Source organism: Aneurinibacillus soli, from assembly GCF_002355375.1.
GTDB lineage: Bacteria > Bacillota > Bacilli > Aneurinibacillales > Aneurinibacillaceae > Aneurinibacillus > Aneurinibacillus soli.
The window spans coordinates 1,980,943-2,000,002 of record NZ_AP017312.1; the positions used below are offsets into that span (position 1 = coordinate 1,980,943).

The window sequence follows — 19,060 nt, forward strand, 5'->3', positions numbered from 1 at the left end:
TTTGAATCCTATGCAGCAACGGAGGGCAGATGTGCAAGTACCCATCCAGAAAGAAACCCGTCCGTAATCCACTAAAATCAGCTAGTGTCCCTGTTATATACGTCTATACCGATGATTCCATAAAGCATAAGATAAAGTATCCTAAATTTAGAGGAGGAAACTAAATGTCTTCTTGTGAAAATCAAGGGCCAATTCACTTTAACCCTACAGCTTCCGTTGAAGAATGTGATAATAAACAATTACAGGTTCACTCTAGGACTGTTACTAGAGCGAGTGTCCCTGTCCTGCTAGGCCAATTTCAAATTCGTACAACGTTATCTGCGAATATTCATTTTCCTGACCCTGTTCTAGAGATCAAAGATGCCAAAAAAGTTATCAAGCTTACTCAATGTGCTCTACTCTTAAGCCCGGCCGACACTGATGATGATGATCGTGACGACGATGATGATCGTCATCGTCACGATGATTTGTTAATTATCAAAGGTTTTGTGCGTAAAAATATTCAATACGCTACACCAATGATGGGAGATCACCATCATCCAGGCTCGCATCATCCAGACTCGCATCATCCAGACCATCCAGACCATAGTTGTGTCAGATCTGACCTGCGTTCCTTGACTTGTGATGTTCCTTTCCAGTGTTCATCTCCTATTACTAAGCGATTTACAAACAAACCAATCCGTCCTGTTACTAATGCGCGTAGAGAGTTTGATTTCTTCAGGTCCCGGGATTTAGGCATGGGTTTTCCGGAGAAAGATCACTTATTATCAAACGATTTGTCTCAATTCCATCAACTAAGTACTCAGCATTACAATCCATTTCCATTCTGTGAATTAGTGAACAGCCGAATCCTAGAATGGGATGAATCGACAAATCGTGAGACTTTCAATCATGCAAATGTTGGTGAAGGTGTGTTCACTAATGTAGTGGAAAAAATGCGAGTACAATTCACAGTTAATGTATTTCAAAATCAAATCATATCCGGGTTTAAATCATAACCTTCACCAGGTCATAAAATAAGCACCTTCCTTCGGGTGCTTATTTTTATGTTGTTTACGTCTTGTAGAGTAATCCTAATAGGTTTTCGCCTGCTTTTTCCGCGAATGCCCAGAGGCATTTGCCTATACATAGTCATTTGTACGGAATAGCATACAGTATCGTAAATCTAAGGGGGAAATGAAATGTTTGATTCATGCGAACATGATCGTAAAAATAACCGTATGATTTCAGCCAACCAGCCTGATTGTGAAAACAAACCTGTACATCCTTCCGTAACGATCGGACACGTAGTGATGACGGCTCCTGTTGTCCTGGCGGAGCTGAACATACAAGTGAACATGGATGCTACGATCACGTTCCCGGAAGCGGTGCTTGAGATTAAGGACATCAAAAAAACGGTGAAACTTACGCAGTGCCGTCTGTTATTACCTACAAAAAAACTGTTTATTAAGGGATTTGTACGTAAAAATATTCAGTACGCAAGCCCTGCGCCCGAAATTAGCCCATCTTCAAATCGCTCGATCTCATCTGATTTACATTCTTTTACCGTAGATATTCCATTCGATTGTGTAACTGAGATTCATAAGTTTTTGACTGAGCCTATCTCGCCAGAATTCAATCACCGTCGAGAGTTTGATTTCTTTCACAAATCATCACTTCCTTCGGGGCACCCGGAAAAAGATCATTTACTTTCTAATGATCTTTCCCAATTCCATCAAACCAGTAGCCAGCATTATAATGAACTTCCCTTCTGTGAACTCGTATATAGCCATATCATAGAGTGGGATGAGGCAATCGACCGTATGCCTCTGCCAGGCCATACACCAATCGGAGAAGGGTATTTTACAATGGTAGAGGAGAAGATGGTTCTTGACCTTATCGTAAAAGTACTTCAGAAGCAGCAAGTCCGCATTTGTTCAGCAACGAATAGAGGTTCCTCAGGCTTTGGGGACTGGAGTCACAAAGAAGAAGCAGATTGTTCCAAATAAGTGAGTGGGGCTGACCCAAAAGTCTAAATAGACGAGAGGGTGATAGCCCCGTTTCCTGTTTTGTTCTCCATTCATATGAATAGGTAAACGCCCGTTTTTTCCGCGAATGCCCATGGGCACTCGCCTATACATAGTCATTTGTCCTGCATACGATAGATTATCGAGATTATGATTAGGGGGAAAAAGGAATGTCTAATTCGTGTGACAGTAATGTTGATTCTAAACATATGGTGTCAGCTACCCAGCCTGATTGTGAGAGTAAGCCGGTGCATCCTTCTGTCACCATAGGTAGCGTTATCATGAAAACTCCTGTTGTCCTGGCAGAGCTGACGGTTCAAGTAAATATGGATGCTACGATCACGTTCCCGGAAGCGGTGCTTGAAATTAAGGACATCAAAAAAACAGTAAAACTTACGCAATGCCGTCTTTTGCTGCCTACAAATAAACTCTTTTTGAAGGGCTTTGTTCGTAAAAACATTCAATATGCAAGCCCTGCACCGAAGATAGAATCATCCACCTCGTCTTCTATTTCATCTACTCTACATTCTTTTACCATAGACATACCGTTCCATTGTGTAACCGAGATCAAAAAGTTTTTGGTTGACCCGATCGCTCCCGAGTATAACAAGCGGCAAGAGTTTGATTTCTTTCACAAATCATCACTCCCTTCAGGGCACCCGGAAAAAGATCACCTGCTTTCCAATGATCTTTCTCAATTCCATCAAACCAGTCGCCAGCATTATAATGAACTTCCCTTCTGTGAACTCGTATACAGCAATATCATAGAGTGGGATGAAGCAATCGATCGCATGCCGCTATCGGACCATACACCAATCGGAGAAGGGTATTTTACAACGGTAGAGGAGAAGATGGTTCTTGATCTTACTGTAAAAGTACTTCAGGAGCAGCAAGTCCGTATTTGTTCAACAACCAATAGGGACTAAATCGTTTATAATCTGAACCTATGATGAGGAGGGGAGGGGAATGGAACGGACGTCTTTACGATCTGTTCCATACTACTATGAGCAATCGGAGAAAATCAGAACAGAAAGTACCCAGGAAAAGACGGAATCCAAAGGAGAACAGCCTCGCCCCTCTTCTCTACATCAACCAGGCTGTTATAAGTGATCCAGCAGAAAAGAAAAAAGATTCTTTTGTCGCCCAACCTGTCCGTTTACCTCCCTCCAGGATCGATAGCCGGAGAATGCAACAGAGTCAGTCAGGGCAGCAAGAACGGACGGAGCAATCTCGTAGACAAAGTAGTAATCGGGCAATCAACCTTGATATTTCAACTTTTCCGGGTATGGGGATTTTTGATGAAACGAATGATAACGTCATTGCATCAGACGAAGAAAGTCAAATTGATGAAAGTACGCTTCACTCGGGGCATAATGAAATAATCGAGGAAGAAATAGAAGAAGATTCCTCTTCTAATGATTCCATTGAGTCAGTGAACGAAACAACTACTGATGAATTCGAGCAAGAAAATATGTCTGAAGTATGTAAAGAAGAGATAGAGATAACAGATATCCATGCAGAACCTGATCTTTTTCCTGATGTGATTGAGAGTGAACAGGAACTGGATGTTCAGCCGATGATCATAAAGGTCCCCGTATTACTTGCTAATGTGAATACCGAGTTAACTGTGCAAAGCTGTTATTCAGTAGCAACCCCAATGACATCCATTAATCGAGTGGATTGGGCAGTTAAAGAAATAAAAGGACAGGTGTATCCTCATTCAAACGTTGTATATTTGAAGGGGATTCTGATAGCTAACGTGGAGTATGTCAAGGAAGGGCCTAATCACAACATTATGCAGGAAAAAATCAACATACCTTGGAGTAAAACTACAAATATTACATGGATAAATCGGCCTGACTGGCCACATAAACAATACGAAGAGTATACATTCCACACGCATGAGGGTGACGGAGAATTCGAGGTTCATCGAGAAATGTTTGAAACGTTTGCCGAAGAGGTTCACTATGATATTGACCACATTCAGGTTGTTTCGGTTACGAGGATTGAGACGAGTACGCTTGCTTTCGATGCAGAAGTAAACCTATCCATTACTCTCTCGCAAAATCAATATGTGAACTTGAATTCTTATAGTAGAAAAAATAACCCTTAGCCCACTAGTGGACCGAGGGTTATTCCTTTTAGAATGGCTAACACTACGATCTTGTTTGGAATTGAGTAAGTGTAATGAGCATGTTTATTGTCATTTTCTCATGAACTCTTTTAAATCTACCAAATGAATCAAAGTCCCGTAAGAAGTCTTTTTCAAAAATGGCTGCTTTGTTTAGTTCACACTCAATTGGCTCGTTAAAGACCTCAAATGATATTCCCCCAGTGACGCAGCGGTCTCCTTCCATTTCATTGTTGGCAAGTTGGATAAATTGATTTTCGCCAAGTACATTCTTATCACTGAAATCAACATGGGGATTAATATTATTTAATGAAACGATACAGTGAAACGGTACGTTTACGGAATGGTCACGAACAAATGGCGAAACTCCATCCGTAAATTGAAAGTTTTTATGGACAAATCCGGCAACAAATAATTGAGCAGGCGCTTTTGTGTCGTCAGGGTCGTTTGGGTTTGAAAGTGAAACCACTTGACATTCAGTTAAATGCACATTTTTTCTCACAGATTTAAGTTCCTTTGCAGCATGAGGCAGACAAATATTAGCTTCCACACTGGCTATAACATTTACTTTAGCAATTACTTTACGAACTTTCTTGCCACCTGTAGATACAACGGTTGCTGTACATACTTCATTTATTGTTTTCGCTGTATCACTTGCCGATGCTGGAGGACAGGAATGTGTCCCGCACGTATTCTTTTTCAAACTGATCACTCCTTTTAATTAATGGCCCAAAATAGTAAGGAATGATTGAATCTATCCTTTTATTTTGGTCTACTATATTATTTATGCAAAAACTTATGAGTTGTCTTGGACATTTACCATGAGTCAAACAACTACTTTTAAAAATCGCTGTTGTACACAACAGCTCGATCATGAGGATTCGGTAAAGCCTGCCAGGTACTTGCAATACAGCAGATTGTAACGTCTGGCGCGTACTAACGCATCTTCTTGACCGGCAGCTAGAGCAATATAGTGATCCGGGTTTTGATTGTTAATTTCCAATAACCATAGTTTGCGATTTTGATCGATGGCAAGGTCAAAGCCTAGATTGCCAGCGTGTATCCCGTACGATTCCATCACTTCGGCTGCATCTACTGCTATCCCGGTCATTTGCTCCTCCCACTTCTGCGCTTCCTCATAAGAGCTGTCTAATAAATCCACCAGTGTATCTTGACCCCATCTGGCATATCCGCCTGCAGTAATATTACTAACAATACTGTTTTTCGCTCCGTACCTGCTAAATAGCCCAGTATTACTCCACTTGCCGCATTGATCTTTTACGAGCATTAAACGAAAGTCTACAATTCTTTGATCTGTAGAAAGGAGAGAAAGGGATTGTTGTATGATGTATTCTTCTGGTGATAGGCGTTTTTTGAAAAATGAGTAAAATTCAGGAGGAGTGGATAGTACTAGGCGGTGGTTCCCATGATGATCTTGAAAACGCACGGATACTCCATAGTGATGCAATGAACACGTGACAACACCCTGCCCCAATCTGCCTAACGTGGGTTTTACATAAACATGTTGATGGTTTTTCAACATTTCATATAGGTCTTCCGGATCTTTATATAATGTTGTTTCAGGAAGATACGGTTCAACTTTGGGAGTTGTTTGAAGCCATTGGTGCATTTCCCACTTACCAAAATTAGGATAATTATAAATATTGCCCTGAAGATGTGTAGAGAAATGCTTTGTTATATATTGAAATTCCTGCCACTTATCAGTCAAGCTAACTTCCAGAATGGAAAACATAGCAGAGGGATATGAATAGGTTCCTTCTATCCATTGATGATTTTTAGGATTGTACATAAATCCATGGATAGACAAGTCATCTGGGTTTACTCCTTCAAGTGAAAAAGTAAGAATAGCCCCACCAATGGATGGGTAATCAACGATAAAACTATCTAGAAAATGGACTCTTTCCCGCAGGAATTCATGGGAGCTTGACACAAGTATTCCGATAAATGGTCCTAAGTGGAATTGAGAATTGTCATACCGAATGTGATAAAGAGGTGAAAGGGGAATTCGCAGTGCGGTCAAAATATCTTCTGAGATATGAATTTCATTTTGATCTAACTGGTCATTTGTCGAGAGATGCACTTCCTTATTCGTACTTCCAAAATATAAAGGTAGCTGCTGTATAGGAGTAGCAGGCAAATGATCTGTAACTTTTGGATGGACCGCTATACTTTGTTTTCTTTGCTTATCTACCGTAATTTTATATGGCTCCATATATAATTCCTCCGAATGTTTATGACAGAACAATGGGTTCTCGTTATTCATATGTACAGGGATAAAGAAAAGTCTAGGCATGTGAAGGAGGAGGGGGAAAATAGGCAATGTACTCTGGGCAAATGCCCGAAACCGATTGTTATCTTTAGTAATAGAATGGGTACGAAAAGAAGTATAGGCAAATAGAGGGAGATTCATAATGTCAAAATTTACGTTACGAGTGAGTTCAAAAGACCGAGGGCAGCTCTCCTTGCATCCATTGCAAGCGCAAAAGTTAGGGCTTGTTAGGCAAAACATGCGACTTCAATTTGGATCAAAGTCTATTCCGATTTTTTTATCCATCCGCTCTAGTCAAAATGAAAATGAGTTGATTATTTCACAAAACATCTTCGAGAAATTTCCCATTCCATTATGTAATCGATATGAACTTCAAATAAAGGACGACATATTGCAAGTAGGGCCGTATGTTAGTTTTTTAACTTCTTATTATCAGTCTGATTTAGACAATTACCTTTGCAATCTTCGGGATTACTTGAAATACTATGAAGAAATTGGCGGAGCTGTTTTAGCCTTTGCATTAAAAGGAGTCCAATCTTCCGAGTGTGTAATTGAAGGTTACATGTACAATCCATTAACTGAAAATTGGGTCAAAGGGGTATACCCTTATCCAGATGCTGTGTTTGTTCGAGGGCATGTAAATAGTAAGGAATGGCGCGACCATTACCTAGAAGTCAAGGGGGATCGAACGCTATTCAATGACTTTTATTTTAATAAATGGGAAATGCATCAACTCCTTGATTCATCAAAGCATTTTGAAGGGTATTTGCCAGCAACTATCCTTGCTCAAGACTCCGATGAATTCTTTTCTTTTCTACGACAGCATTCCTCCGTTTATTTGAAGCCGGTTCACGGGACAATGGGTGTTTCAATTCTTAAAGTATCCAGAAGTAAGGCAGGCATATCCTTCCGGTTTAGAGACGGAGAAACGAATAAAAATACAATGTTTACAAGTGTAGACGAAGCAGCAGCTTTTTTAAAATCTGTTCTGAAAGATGAACCCTATATTGCTCAACAATCGATTCCGTTAGCCGTATATCAGCAAAGGATGATGGATTTTAGATTAATCGTAGTCAAAAATGGAGATGGACAATGGGAGTATATGGGCATGATTGGTCGTTACGGTGCCAAGAAAAGCGTGGTTAGTAATATATCGGCTGGTGGTATGGCTCATAAAGGGGAAGTCGCCCTTCAAAAAGCATTTAGTCTGAACAAGAATGAAGCGAAAAAGCTACATCAGAAAATGTCAGTACTGGCTATGAAGATTGCTACTTTTTTTGATCAATCAGGTCTTCATTGTGGGAATTTGGGAATTGATCTCGGAGTCGATCGACACCAAAAGATTTGGATCATCGAGGTTCAGCATTATAGTCCAGCGCACAGCATTGCCCTAGATGTTGGGGATGAGGGAATGTACCAACGGATTTTACGAAATAACATGCTTTATTTGCGAAAACTTGCCTGTTATGCAGAAGGTAGGAATAAGGATGAAAACTCTTAGCGTAAAAGAAATTACAATGGCAGTTAGTGGTGAACTGGTCAAAGGTTCGAGCGAACGCATCATCGAGAACGTTGTCACACATCCCAATGATTTAGCTTATGATACGCTTCTTTTTGATCTAGACAGTCAGAGCCATTTTCATACGAATGTGTTTAGAGATCATCCACTGACGGTCGTAGTCACAGAGAACGCCCATCTGTTTATGGGTAAAAACCATGTAACAGTGATACAAGTAAAAAACGTAAAAGAGGCGTTTCAACGATTTATCCGCTTTTATCGTCAACTCTGGGATATTCCTGTTGTTGGAGTCACGGGGACTTGTGGAAAAACGACAGTAAAAGAGATGATTGCACATATTCTGTCAAAAAGCATGCAAGTGGTATACACCGATAAGAGCAAAAACTCTCTGGAGAGGAATTTAAGATATTTATTGCGTATCGATGAAAAAATAGATGCAGCTGTTTTGGAAATGGGTGTGGCTTGCCCGGATGATTTAATTCAAAGTTGTAACTATTTTCAACCTGATATTGGTATTATTACGACGATTGGGACGGATCACCTGGAGCATTGTGGTTCGCAAGATAACTATGTCCAAGAAAAAGCAAAGTTATTGAAAGGGATGAAAAATAGAGGATTCCTCATTCTTAACGCAGATAATGAGTATATCAATAAAATGAATCTGCGTAATTTCTCAGGGAAGATCATTTATTTTGGATTCAATCGGAAAGCCGATTTCCGGGCAAAGGACATCACGTATTCAGAGTATGGAATGAAATTTACCCTGCTTGCTTATGGTCAGTCTTACCGAGTATATGTACCTGGATTCGGTGAACATAATGTACGCAATGCTCTTGCAGCAATCGCTGCAAGTCATATTATAGGGATACGTATAGCAGAGGCTGTGAAGCGTATCGGATCCTTTCGCCATGTTGAGAGCCATTTGGAGATGATGAAAGGCTATAATGGCTCGATGATTCTTGATGATACGTGGAGTGCAAATCCGACGTCTGCGGAAGCAGCGCTTGACGTCATCAAGCAAATTGCAAATGGGAGAAGAACGGTTGTCGTTTTTGGGGAAATGGCGTTATTGGGGGAGTATTCCCACATCAAGCATAGAGAAGTAGGAAAACAGATACAAACAAATCATATTCATGATCTGATTACGATCGATAAAGCAAGCGATACGATTGCTTCTCGTGCCATCGAACTAGGAATGAATCCAAGAAATGTATATCGGTGCGAATCTATGCAGGAATTTACCCGTGCTTTTCTCCCGCTATTACATGCAAACACGGTAGTCTTGCTTAAGACTTCTATGCTTGATCCAAGAACTCAATATATCAAACAGATTGCAACGAGGGGAAAGAGCAGCATATGAGGAAACTACGATTTGGAGACTCGGATTTATACAGTATTCAGCTTCATGATAAAGAGATTTTTGATGAGTACTTAAAAAAATGTGACTATCAAAATCATCTTTGGTCTTCGAATTTTGATTATCTTTGGGCAGACTCTCAGTCCGATGATAAACGAATTCTTTGGAGAATCGTTGACGATATGCTGATTCCCTTTGTTCTTTTGAAAAAAACAGGACTCCATCTGGTCCATTTACCTTTTGGGTGTGGCACTCCTGAACAAGTCTTGTATGTTACGTATAAGAATCTACAATTTTGTAATGAATGGAATCGCAGAAATGGCTACTATCCAGCCACAGTGAGAACATTAAATAGTGAACAAATGGATTTTATTAGGGTCAGTGATAAATTTGATGAATACTTTGAATTTATGAAAATTAATGGGGTAGAGAGGTATTTCAGTATTCAAAAATTAATTCAGCTTGTAGGAAAAGATTTTGCACGGATTCGTAATTTGATCAATCAGTTTAAGCGAAATTATCCGCAAGCAATGATTAGGGAGTATAATCCCGATGATTATCATTCCGTATTGCAGGTAAATAAGGGTTGGAAAGAAACAGCGTCCACGAAATATTCTACTATATTTGACGATGTGTATTTCTATGAGATTATGACACATTACCAGGAGCTTGGGCATATAATTCTTGTTGTTGAAATCGATAAAAAAATAGTAGGACTAGTCTCAGGAGGTATAACAGCACCGGGTCAATCATGGGGATGTATTAGTAAGAGACTGAGTCAAATAAATGGATTGAATGAAGCCATGATTATAGAATTCGCAAAATATATCCATGCTTTGAATCCTCATGTTGAATTATTAAATGTAGGTAGTGATCTAGGAGTGGACGGTCTTGTTTCTTATAAGGAAAAGTTTAGACCCGTCCGTAATCTTGAGAGGTTTAGAATAACATTACGATAATGTTTCGGGGAATAGGCCCGCAAGAAAGGGAGAAAGAGTGACCACTAGCGTCGCTCTTTCTCCCTTTCACAATTTCCCATAATCCTGTGATAATTGTCCCACACTTTCCCTGTACAATAGTAGCGCCCAACTAATCATAAATCACACCAGTACCAGAAAAACACAGGAGAACGGATTATACAGGAAGAGAAAGAACAAATTGTTGCATGGGGGAGTTAGACAGATGAAGACAAAATGGATGTACATGACTGCCGGATTGCTTGTAGTGGTAGCGCTTACCGGATATTCCACACGAACGCTGTGGATGAAGCCCACACAGGAGGCTTCGACGCAGATGAAAGAACAGAGGGTCATGCAGGGCGACTTAAAAATTGACCAGGTCGCAGATGGTAGTATTACGCTACCGCTCTACAATGTGGACTTTGAGGTAAATGGAACGCTTGCCCGTGTTGCCGTGAAGTCCGGACAGATGGTGAAAAAAGGGGATATTCTCGCAGAGCTAGATGGTGAAGCGTATACACAGGCGATCAGCAAGGCCGAGCTTACTCACAAAAAAGCAGAAGCCAGTCTTACGAATGCCCAGCAGCAAACGTCACTAGACAACATAACAGGAAAGCAAAAGATAGAAGATTTGCAGCTTGACTACGAAAAAAGTAAAACCGACCAAAACGCGCAAATTGCGACGGAAGAGCAAAAGGTTCATGATCTACAGACACAGCTTAAAAAGCTAGAGCAGGAATATACGACAATGAGCAAGCTTGCGGATGCGTATCCGAAAAACGATATTGAAAGCAAGCGCCTCGATTATGAAAACGCGAAAAAAGCATACGAATCCGGGCTTGCTCATTACAAGATGGTGAAAGTGCAGGCGGAAGAGGCGATTAACAAGGCGAAAGTAAGCTATGAGAATCAGAAGAAGCAATACGCGATGACATCGGGTACAGCCGGTCAGGTAGGAACAGCTCGCGTCGATGTGGAGAGTGCGCAGAACGACCTTGTAACAGCTCAAACGAACCTGAATAAAACGGTGCTGCGTGCGCCGATTGATGGAAAAGTCGTATACATATCGAAAAAAGTAGGTGAGCAGACGGGACCCGTACAGGATGATGGCAGTACGACAACGGTGGATACGAAGCATTTTATTGTTCTGGCTGATTCCGGTACAGTCCAGGTGAAGGCAAATGTAACGGAGTCGGATATTAAGAACATTACGCTCGGTCAACCAGTAGAAGTGACGGTTGACGCGAGTGAGGGTGAGACGATACGTGGAACTGTGACGGCGATTAATAGCCTGCCAAAAGTAGATTCGAATGGTGTCGTAACGTATGAAGTGACAGCAGGGCTTACGGGTACAGGTGATACGTTGAAAGAAGGCATGACGGCTGTTGTTTCCTTTATTCTCAAGGAAAAGAAAAATGTGTTGTATGTTCCGAATAAGGCAGTGAAGGCGGAGAATGGAAGGCAGTATGTACAGGTGAAGCAGCCGGATGGAACGGTAGCGAAGAAGTACGTGCAGGGCGGAATGACGGATGGTGAGAATATGGAAGTCGTGAGCGGTCTGAGCCGGAATGACATTGTTCTGGTGAAGGAGGGCAAAAAGTGAGTCTGATTGAAACCATCCGCTCGGTTCTGTTAAACATTCAGGCAAACAAGTTTCGGGTGTTTCTCACTTCACTTGGGATCATCATCGGGACGCTTACGATTGTGCTGGTGGTAGCTATCGGCAAGGGGAGCGAGCAGGCAGTATCCGAGCAGTTCAAGCGGTTAAGTGTCGAGACGATTGTCATTCGCCTGGGACGAGATGCTCCGCCCAATAGTGAGATGACCAAAGAGCAGGCGTTCAAGATGAAAGAATTGGAGCACGTTCGCGATGTGAGTGCCGCGATCCACTCCCAAAGTCAGGTGAGCTATCGATCCACATCAGAGAGTGCTTCCATTATGGGCATTAGTGAATCGTACGCTTCGATGAATAACCTTGCATTAGAGACTGGCTTGATGTTTACCGACCGGGATGGTGAGAAGCGGAACAAGGTGGCGCTTCTTGGCTATACTCTGGCCCAGACACTGTTCGGAGAAGATGTATCCGAGGCGCTTGGGAAACAGATTACGATCAAGGGCCGCAAGTATGAAGTGAAGGGTGTACTCAAGCGAGTGGGTGACACTGGACCAGGGGGTGGACCTGGCGGTGGCAGTACGGATGACAGTGTGTTTGTGCCATATGATGTGGCGGTCAAGTACACGGCGGGCAAACAGTCCAAACCAAATTACACGGCGCAGGCAACGGACATTAATTCGGTTGCCACAGCGATGAAGGAGATGCAGACGTACATCGAAGATACGACCGGCAAGACGGATGCGTATACGTTGATGGATGCGGGCAGTCGGCTGAATTCGGCTAAGGAAACAGCCCGTACGATGTCTGCGTTGTTAATTGGGGTTGCGGGTATCGTTCTACTAGTTGGCGGGATCGGCATTATGAATGTACTATTTGTATCCGTCAAGGAACGCACAAGAGAGATCGGGATTCTTAAGAGTATTGGTGCCAAGCGGCGGGATATTTTATTGGAGTTTTTGCTCGAATCGATCCTGATCAGCTTTGGTGGCGGGATAGTAGGCATCGTGCTTAGTATGCTGGTTATGCCGCTTATGGCGTACAGCAGCATCCGCGTGCTTTCCTCGGTGCAGGGCATGCTGCTTGGTCTTGCATTTGCGGTGCTGACCGGCACGTTTTTCGGTTACTATCCGGCATTGAAGGCATCGAAGCTGACGCCGATTGAAGCGTTGAATCATGAATAGAAATAATGGGGGAATACAAATGAAGAAACGAGTGGGACTAATGGGGATATTACTGATGTTTGCTCTTGCGGCAACAGGCTGCGGTAATGCAACGGAACAAGGAACGGCGACTTCGGCTCAGGGACAAGGGGCAGCAAGCACGAATAGTGACCAAAAACCACAAGGAAAGTTTAGTCGCCCTGACCTGATGGGAGAAGTGGAATCGATTGTAGGCAATGAAGTGAAGCTGAAGCTGATTGAAATACCACAGCGAACAGGATCAGGGGCACAAGGGCAGCACTCAAGTTCCGGACAAGGCGGTCAGGGAGGAGGAAATACGAGCGGCACCGGACAAGCGCGTACGGTGAAATATACAGGACAAACGGAGACAGTGACTATTCCGGTTGGGGTTCCGCTTATTGCGATGTCGCGTGGCGACAACGGATTGGAAGAGACGGAAGTTGAGTTGAAAAGTATTAAGAAAGGCTCGATTCTGAGTATTACGTATGCCGATAAGACGGCTAAAACAATCTCGCGCGTTACCATTCGGACACCAAGACAGAGTGGACAGTAAACATGAGTGCGATCATTGAACTTACAGATATCAAAAAATCATTCGGCTCAGGTGAGAGTCGAGTAGACATATTGAAAGGCGTATCGCTTACGGTAGAAGAGGGGGAGTTCATGGCGATTCTTGGTCCGTCCGGTTCGGGAAAGACAACGTTGATGAACATTCTCGGCTTGATTGATATAGCTGATGCGGGAGAGTATTTACTCGAAGGTGAGTCAGTTAGCCAGAAAAGTGAAAACGAATATGCGACGATTCGCAATCAGAAGATCGGTTTTATTTTTCAGCGGTTCAATTTGATTGCTAAGTATTCTGCGCTGTACAATGTCGCGCTTCCTCTACTACTACGCGGGGAGAAGCGAGAAGTAGCAATGCAACAGGCGGAAGAGATGCTGACGCGTGTTGGACTCGGAGAACGATTGAAATACAGACCTGTCCAGTTATCTGGTGGTCAGCAGCAGCGCGTCGCCATTGCGCGGGCACTTGTCGGAGAGGCCAATATTTTTCTCGCAGATGAACCGACCGGAGCACTCGATTCCCGTACAGGTCAGGATGTGATGAATATGCTCAAAGAGTTGAATCAGGCAGGCAAAACGATCATCATTATTACGCATGATCGGGGCATTGCGGATCAGACGAAGCGTGTCATTCATGTGCGTGATGGATTGATTTATTCATAAGTAGCGAAAGAGGCTGTCTCAAGCTAGAACATGGTGATTGAGACAACCTCTTTTTTTTTCTTGATGTGGGTTTTCTCCAAAGTGTGGAGGAGGAGTGGGATCGGGCGGGGCCTCGTCACTTCGGTACGCTTACGGAGAAGTGGAGACTGTCCGCTCCAGGTGCCAGACGAAATCGCCCACAATGCTTCGATGCCCACGATGTATGGACATCGAAGCATTGTGGGCAAAGGCACGTTCGTCTGATTCCTTCCGCTGAGAAGTCGCGTACAGGCGTTCCGTCGCCCCGCCCAATCCCGCTCCTAGCACACTTTGGTTAAACACCATCAAGCAATATCAAGAGGCTGAGCTTTGCTATGCATGAGAAAATAAGGAAGGCGTCTTTCGAAAGGCTAGTCGCGATCGAGCAAATTCGTTCTGGTGGCGAGTGGGTTTTGGTAAACCAAAACGTTGTGCGGGGAGGGGGAGAAGGAAGGAGCAAGAGAGCGCCTGTACGCACCTACTCAGCGAAGGGAGAACGGCGAACGAGCCTTTGCCCGCAATTCTTCGGTGAATCAACATCGTGGGCTTTTCTTTGCGGGCCAGTTCGCCGGGCTCCCGGAGCGGACAGCCATCGCTTCCCTGCAAGCGTACCGAAGCGAACGGCTCCTTCCTTCTCAATGTTGTCAGGTTAGTGGATTTTGTCGGATTTTGGTATAGTAGAGGTAAACAATGGAAGCGAGCGATATAGCGTGAAAAAAAAGGGAAAACGTTGTTGGAATGTGCAATACGTATGATTTACGGAGAAGCGTTTAAAAATCAGTCCAGAAAAAGCGAGAAGGATTTCACGAGAAACAGAAAAATTAGGTTTGTACCCTTGATCTGCATGTTGCTCCGAATGATTCGGAAATCAACACAACTGGAACTCGATGAGTTCCGTGAGATCTTCCTGCCGGAATCAGCAGAAACAACTTCCTATACAAAACAATCCTTTTCGGAAGCAAGACAAAAGCTATCTCCGATCGCGTTTACCCTTCTAAACGATGAGATCATTCGGGGATTTTATGCCGATGACGATTTCAAAACCTATAAAGGATTCCGTCTGTTAGCCATAGACGGCAGCGTCATGGAAATACCCAATACGAAAGAAATGCAACAAACGTATGGGTATATAAGAAACTATAAGGAAGGATTCAAAGCGGCCCGCGCTCGTTCCTCCCACCTATTTGATCTTGAAAACAAAATTGCTATTAGTACATGTCTTACCCGATATGACGACAATGAACGAAATCTGGCGAAACAAAATATAGAAAAGCTGTTGAGCTTCGAGCAGTCCCATATCCCCAACTTGATTCTGTTTGATCGTGGATATCCATCGGCTGATTTCATCTTGTATCTGCAGGAGAAAGGCCTCAAGTACGTCATGCGATCCCAACACTGTTTCTACAAGGAAGTGGAGAATACGACCAGCCTCGATGAGGCTGTGCGAATCGAAGTCACAAAGGAACGAGCTAAAGCGTTAAAAAGGCAAGGAACACCGATCAAGAAAGGAACCGTTCTGGAGGTTCGCGTTCTAAAGGTGGAGTTGCCCACCGGAGAAATCGAAATTTTGCTTACGAATCTAGGTGTGGACGAGCTTAGCCATGAAGAAAGCAAGTCGCTTTATTTTAAAAGGTGGGGAATCGAAACCCGATTTAACGAGTTAAAACATAAATTTGAGATCGAAAATTTTTCCGGTGAGAAGCCGATACTCATCGAACAGGATTTCTACGCGACCGTGTTCTTGAGTAATATTGCGTCCATCTTTGAGCAGGAAGCTGAGGCAGAGTTACAGGAAAAAAATAAGGGCAAAACACTCAAGTACGAAGAATATCGCATCAATAAAAACATTCTGATAGGCAAATTGAGGAACCGCCTGATCCACATGATTTTGGAGGAGGACGCTCGTAAAAAGGACATCCTGTATGAGCGTTTTCTGAAAGAACTTCAGCGCAATATCGTTCCTGTCCGTAAAAATCGAGCGTTCAAACGGGATAAACAGAGTAGGGCGAATCGCTATGCAAAATCAAAGCGACGTAGCTTGTAGAGGGGCGGGAAGCTTAACCTGACAACATTGCCTTCCTTCTCCCCCTCCCTCACCACTACACGTTGTCGATTCTACAAAACAGAGGCTATCCCGCTTACCATGTTCTGGTTTTTAGGACAGCCTCGTTTCCTACATGTTATTAATCATATCCATAAGGCCGGGACGATCACGGCCAAATACTTTCCGCTCGACATAGATGTGATACGCGAATTCCTCCACGCAAAGGGCAACGGTGACCAGCGTGAAGAGAAAGGCTTGACCATAGCCAACAGAAAAGCCAAGAAGTACATGCAGTCCCCACAGTCCACTTACTACAAGTAGCGCATCTGATAGCAGGCCGACTGTACTGCCAAAATACCGCAAAATTACGAGATCGCCTAGCAGGTATGTTACCGTGGCCATAACAAATACGAGCGTAAATACGAGATGAAAAGGCTCGTGGTAAACAAGACCGATAAACAAAGAAAAGTTAGCTGTGAAGCGGAGAAGTTTAATGAGGTAAGCTTTGATATAGTTCATGGAAAACAGATGGCTCCTTTCCTCTTTATCATCTAAATTATACCATAGCCCGTTTTGTATGCTTCAATGATATGCTGGGGGAACTCCCCTAATTTTACGGACATTGCCCAGATTTCTTTTTTATGATAGAATTATCAGAAAATAAAGAATACTAAAGAGGAGAATATATGGTTAGAACGAGAGTAGAAGGGAATGTCATTTATGTAAAATGGGAAAATGCATGGCGCACGCTTGGAATCGGCCTGTGCGTACTCGCTCTTTTGCTGACAGGTGTCCATCTGGCAGGGGTGTATGGCAATCCGTTCACTAAGGAAGAATTGAGGGAAGAGGTCCGCAATCGCCTGCTGGCAGGTGGAAAGTACAAAGAGAGCGACATTGTACGGATGGCTTGCAAATACAGCAGCAACGGCTCATATACGGTCTACGTAACATTTGCAGATGAAATAATCCAGTCGTATGAATACGTTCTGGACAAAAACGGTATCGCTTTCGTTTTGGCTGGAGAAGCAGAGAAAGAGGAGCAAAAAGAGGTAGACAGATTGGGAGAGACGATTACAGTGGAGGACTTGAGTATATATCAGGATTGAGCCAACACAAAAATGTAAGCGGTAACAATTGGTGAGAGAATAGCATCGTATGACCTTGCTGAATGAGGGAAGGTACGGATACAATGGGTTGTACCACTACCATTCAGAAAGATGGGACAATGATGCATACGAACGAAATAAACAGATTGGATATTTCAGAAGCAGTGGCACGCCAGCGTGAGTATTACCAGAGTGGGCGGACATATGCTGCCACCGAACGTCGAACACACCTGAAGGCTTTGCTTGATGTGATCAAGCGGTATGAACCGAAAATTATCGAAGCACTGCGACATGATTTGAACAAAGGTGAGTTCGAAGCATATACGACGGAGATCGGGATTTTATATGAAGAAATTCGGTTCAGCATGAAGCGGATTGACAGGTGGATGCGGCCAAAGCGAGTGAGAACATCCCGCATTCACCTCGGAGCAAAAAGCTGGATTGTACCGGAGCCATACGGTACAGTGCTTATTGTTGCACCGTGGAACTATCCGTTCCAACTGGCGATCTCACCCTTGATCGGTGCGATTGCGGCAGGCAACACGGCAATTCTGAAACCGTCCGAGTTGACACCACATGTGTCTGCGCTGCTTGCACAGCTAATCCGTGAGACGTTTGCCCCCGAACATGTCAGAGTAATCGAAGGTGGCGTGGAGACGAACACAGAGTTGCTCCGACAGAAGTTTGACCACATTTTCTTCACCGGGAGTGTCGCAGTCGGCAGAATTGTCATGGAGGCGGCCGCTAAGCAGCTTATCCCGGTCACGCTTGAACTCGGAGGAAAAAGCCCATGCATTGTCCATCACGATGCGAACATAGAGCTTGCGGCGAAGCGCATTGCATTTGGTAAATTTACGAATGCCGGGCAGACGTGCGTTGCGCCGGATTATTTGTTCGTCCATACGAGCATAAAGGATGAGTTGCTTGCCGCTCTTAGGCGGACCATTGAAGAGTTTTACGGGTGTGAACCGCTACGCCATCCAGATTACGGCCGTATCGTTAGTCGTCGACACTTTGACCGGCTGGCTGGATTCCTATGTGATGGCACGATTGTCACAGGCGGGCAGATAGATGCGGAAAAATTACAGATTGCGCCGACGATTCTTGAGGATATACACGTGGAGTCTCCTGTTATGCAGGAGGAGATTTTCGGTCCAGTGCTTCCGCTGTTGACGTATGACATGATCGAAGAAGTTATTACGGCGGTAAACGCCAGGCCGAAGCCGCTTGCGCTCTATTTGTTCACACAGGACAGCAATGTAGAGGATCAGGTTGTAAAGTGTATTTCGTATGGCGGCGGCTGCATTAACGACACGCTTATGCATGTGGCCAGTCCGTATTTGCCATTTGGCGGTGTGGGCGAAAGCGGTGTAGGAAGCTATCACGGCAAAAGTAGCTTCGACACATTTACACATTATAAAAGCATACTGAAACAAACAACCTTGTTTGACTTTTCATTCCGCTACCCGTCTTCGAAAATCGGGCTTAGCCTTATACGAAAACTGTTAAAGTAAAAAACGTGTAATTTGCAGATAGGGTGAGGAGCTGTCCCGCATGTAGGCGGGACAGCTATTTTTTCTCGCTCTACTCCCTCACCACACATCGGA

General features: G+C 43.6%; 18 protein-coding genes. 15 read left to right on the forward strand and 3 right to left on the reverse strand.

Annotated elements, in window-relative coordinates; genetic code table 11:
* Nucleotides 1–164: 164 nt before the first annotated feature.
* From CB4_RS10025 to CB4_RS10040, 4 genes are all read left to right on the forward strand, one after another.
* A complete protein-coding gene (locus tag CB4_RS10025) occupies nucleotides 165–998 on the forward strand; it encodes a CsxC family protein (protein WP_096465522.1) in 834 nt (277 codons plus the stop codon).
* Nucleotides 999–1,181: 183 nt separating this feature from the next.
* Nucleotides 1,182–1,988 carry a CsxC family protein gene (locus tag CB4_RS10030; RefSeq protein WP_096465524.1) on the forward strand — a complete coding sequence of 269 codons (807 nt, stop codon included), beginning with the start codon at nucleotides 1,182–1,184 and terminating at the stop codon, nucleotides 1,986–1,988.
* A gap of 188 nt (nucleotides 1,989–2,176) precedes the next feature.
* Entirely contained in the window at nucleotides 2,177–2,932 is a 756-nt protein-coding gene (locus CB4_RS10035; RefSeq protein ID WP_231956214.1) for a CsxC family protein, read from the forward strand.
* A 77-nt stretch (nucleotides 2,933–3,009) separates the two neighbouring features.
* On the forward strand, nucleotides 3,010–4,119 hold the full coding sequence (locus CB4_RS10040) for a hypothetical protein (protein WP_231956215.1): 1,110 nt from the start codon (nucleotides 3,010–3,012) through the stop codon (nucleotides 4,117–4,119).
* Nucleotides 4,120–4,162: 43 nt separating this feature from the next.
* Here the strand turns inward: CB4_RS10040 and CB4_RS10045 are convergent, their stop codons facing one another.
* Nucleotides 4,163–4,840 carry a hypothetical protein gene (locus CB4_RS10045; RefSeq protein WP_096465528.1) on the reverse strand — a complete coding sequence of 226 codons (678 nt, stop codon included), beginning with the start codon at nucleotides 4,838–4,840 and terminating at the stop codon, nucleotides 4,163–4,165.
* A 168-nt stretch (nucleotides 4,841–5,008) separates the two neighbouring features.
* Nucleotides 5,009–6,370, reverse strand: coding sequence for a YheC/YheD family endospore coat-associated protein (locus CB4_RS10050; RefSeq protein ID WP_157737912.1), 1,362 nt, complete (start codon nucleotides 6,368–6,370; stop codon nucleotides 5,009–5,011).
* 199 nt (nucleotides 6,371–6,569) lie between these two features.
* On the opposite strand from CB4_RS10050, the gene CB4_RS10055 reads away from it, so the two are divergent.
* The 9 genes from CB4_RS10055 to CB4_RS10090 all read left to right on the forward strand — a co-directional run bounded on the left by CB4_RS10055 (nucleotide 6,570) and on the right by CB4_RS10090 (nucleotide 16,347).
* A complete protein-coding gene (locus tag CB4_RS10055) occupies nucleotides 6,570–7,928 on the forward strand; it encodes a YheC/YheD family endospore coat-associated protein (RefSeq protein WP_096465532.1) in 1,359 nt (452 codons plus the stop codon).
* On the forward strand, nucleotides 7,894–9,306 hold the full coding sequence (locus CB4_RS10060; RefSeq protein WP_231956216.1) for a UDP-N-acetylmuramoyl-tripeptide--D-alanyl-D-alanine ligase: 1,413 nt from the start codon (nucleotides 7,894–7,896) through the stop codon (nucleotides 9,304–9,306). The genes CB4_RS10055 and CB4_RS10060 overlap by 35 nt, the downstream gene beginning before the upstream one ends.
* The gene (locus CB4_RS10065; protein WP_096465536.1) at nucleotides 9,303–10,262 is read left to right on the forward strand and encodes a phosphatidylglycerol lysyltransferase domain-containing protein; all 960 of its coding nucleotides are present in this window, start codon (nucleotides 9,303–9,305) and stop codon (nucleotides 10,260–10,262) included. Before CB4_RS10060 ends, CB4_RS10065 begins: the two co-directional genes overlap by 4 nt.
* Nucleotides 10,263–10,485: 223 nt before the next feature.
* A complete protein-coding gene (locus CB4_RS10070; protein ID WP_096465538.1) occupies nucleotides 10,486–11,865 on the forward strand; it encodes an efflux RND transporter periplasmic adaptor subunit in 1,380 nt (459 codons plus the stop codon).
* Nucleotides 11,862–13,058, forward strand: coding sequence for an ABC transporter permease (locus CB4_RS10075; protein ID WP_096465540.1), 1,197 nt, complete (start codon nucleotides 11,862–11,864; stop codon nucleotides 13,056–13,058). Before CB4_RS10070 ends, CB4_RS10075 begins: the two co-directional genes overlap by 4 nt.
* A gap of 19 nt (nucleotides 13,059–13,077) precedes the next feature.
* A complete protein-coding gene (locus CB4_RS10080) occupies nucleotides 13,078–13,611 on the forward strand; it encodes a hypothetical protein (protein ID WP_096465542.1) in 534 nt (177 codons plus the stop codon).
* A gap of 2 nt (nucleotides 13,612–13,613) precedes the next feature.
* Nucleotides 13,614–14,285 (forward strand): ABC transporter ATP-binding protein, encoded by a 672-nt coding sequence (locus CB4_RS10085; RefSeq protein ID WP_096465544.1) that lies wholly within the window; start codon nucleotides 13,614–13,616, stop codon nucleotides 14,283–14,285.
* A gap of 83 nt (nucleotides 14,286–14,368) precedes the next feature.
* A complete protein-coding gene (locus CB4_RS21525; protein ID WP_146226611.1) occupies nucleotides 14,369–14,602 on the forward strand; it encodes a hypothetical protein in 234 nt (77 codons plus the stop codon).
* A gap of 452 nt (nucleotides 14,603–15,054) precedes the next feature.
* Entirely contained in the window at nucleotides 15,055–16,347 is a 1,293-nt protein-coding gene (locus tag CB4_RS10090) for an IS4 family transposase (RefSeq protein ID WP_181419279.1), read from the forward strand.
* Between the two features lie 129 nt (nucleotides 16,348–16,476).
* On the opposite strand, the gene CB4_RS10095 is transcribed toward CB4_RS10090, so the two are convergent.
* Complete coding sequence (locus CB4_RS10095) at nucleotides 16,477–16,866, reverse strand: DUF2512 family protein (RefSeq protein ID WP_096465546.1); 390 nt, start codon at nucleotides 16,864–16,866, stop codon at nucleotides 16,477–16,479.
* A gap of 167 nt (nucleotides 16,867–17,033) precedes the next feature.
* On the opposite strand from CB4_RS10095, the gene CB4_RS10100 reads away from it, so the two are divergent.
* Together CB4_RS10100 and CB4_RS10105 are read left to right on the forward strand one after the other, a co-directional pair.
* Nucleotides 17,034–17,453, forward strand: a complete 420-nt coding sequence (locus CB4_RS10100; RefSeq protein WP_096465548.1) for a hypothetical protein — start codon at nucleotides 17,034–17,036, stop codon at nucleotides 17,451–17,453.
* Nucleotides 17,454–17,575: 122 nt separating this feature from the next.
* Nucleotides 17,576–18,967 (forward strand): aldehyde dehydrogenase, encoded by a 1,392-nt coding sequence (locus CB4_RS10105; RefSeq protein ID WP_096467706.1) that lies wholly within the window; start codon nucleotides 17,576–17,578, stop codon nucleotides 18,965–18,967.
* Nucleotides 18,968–19,060 lie beyond the last annotated feature (93 nt).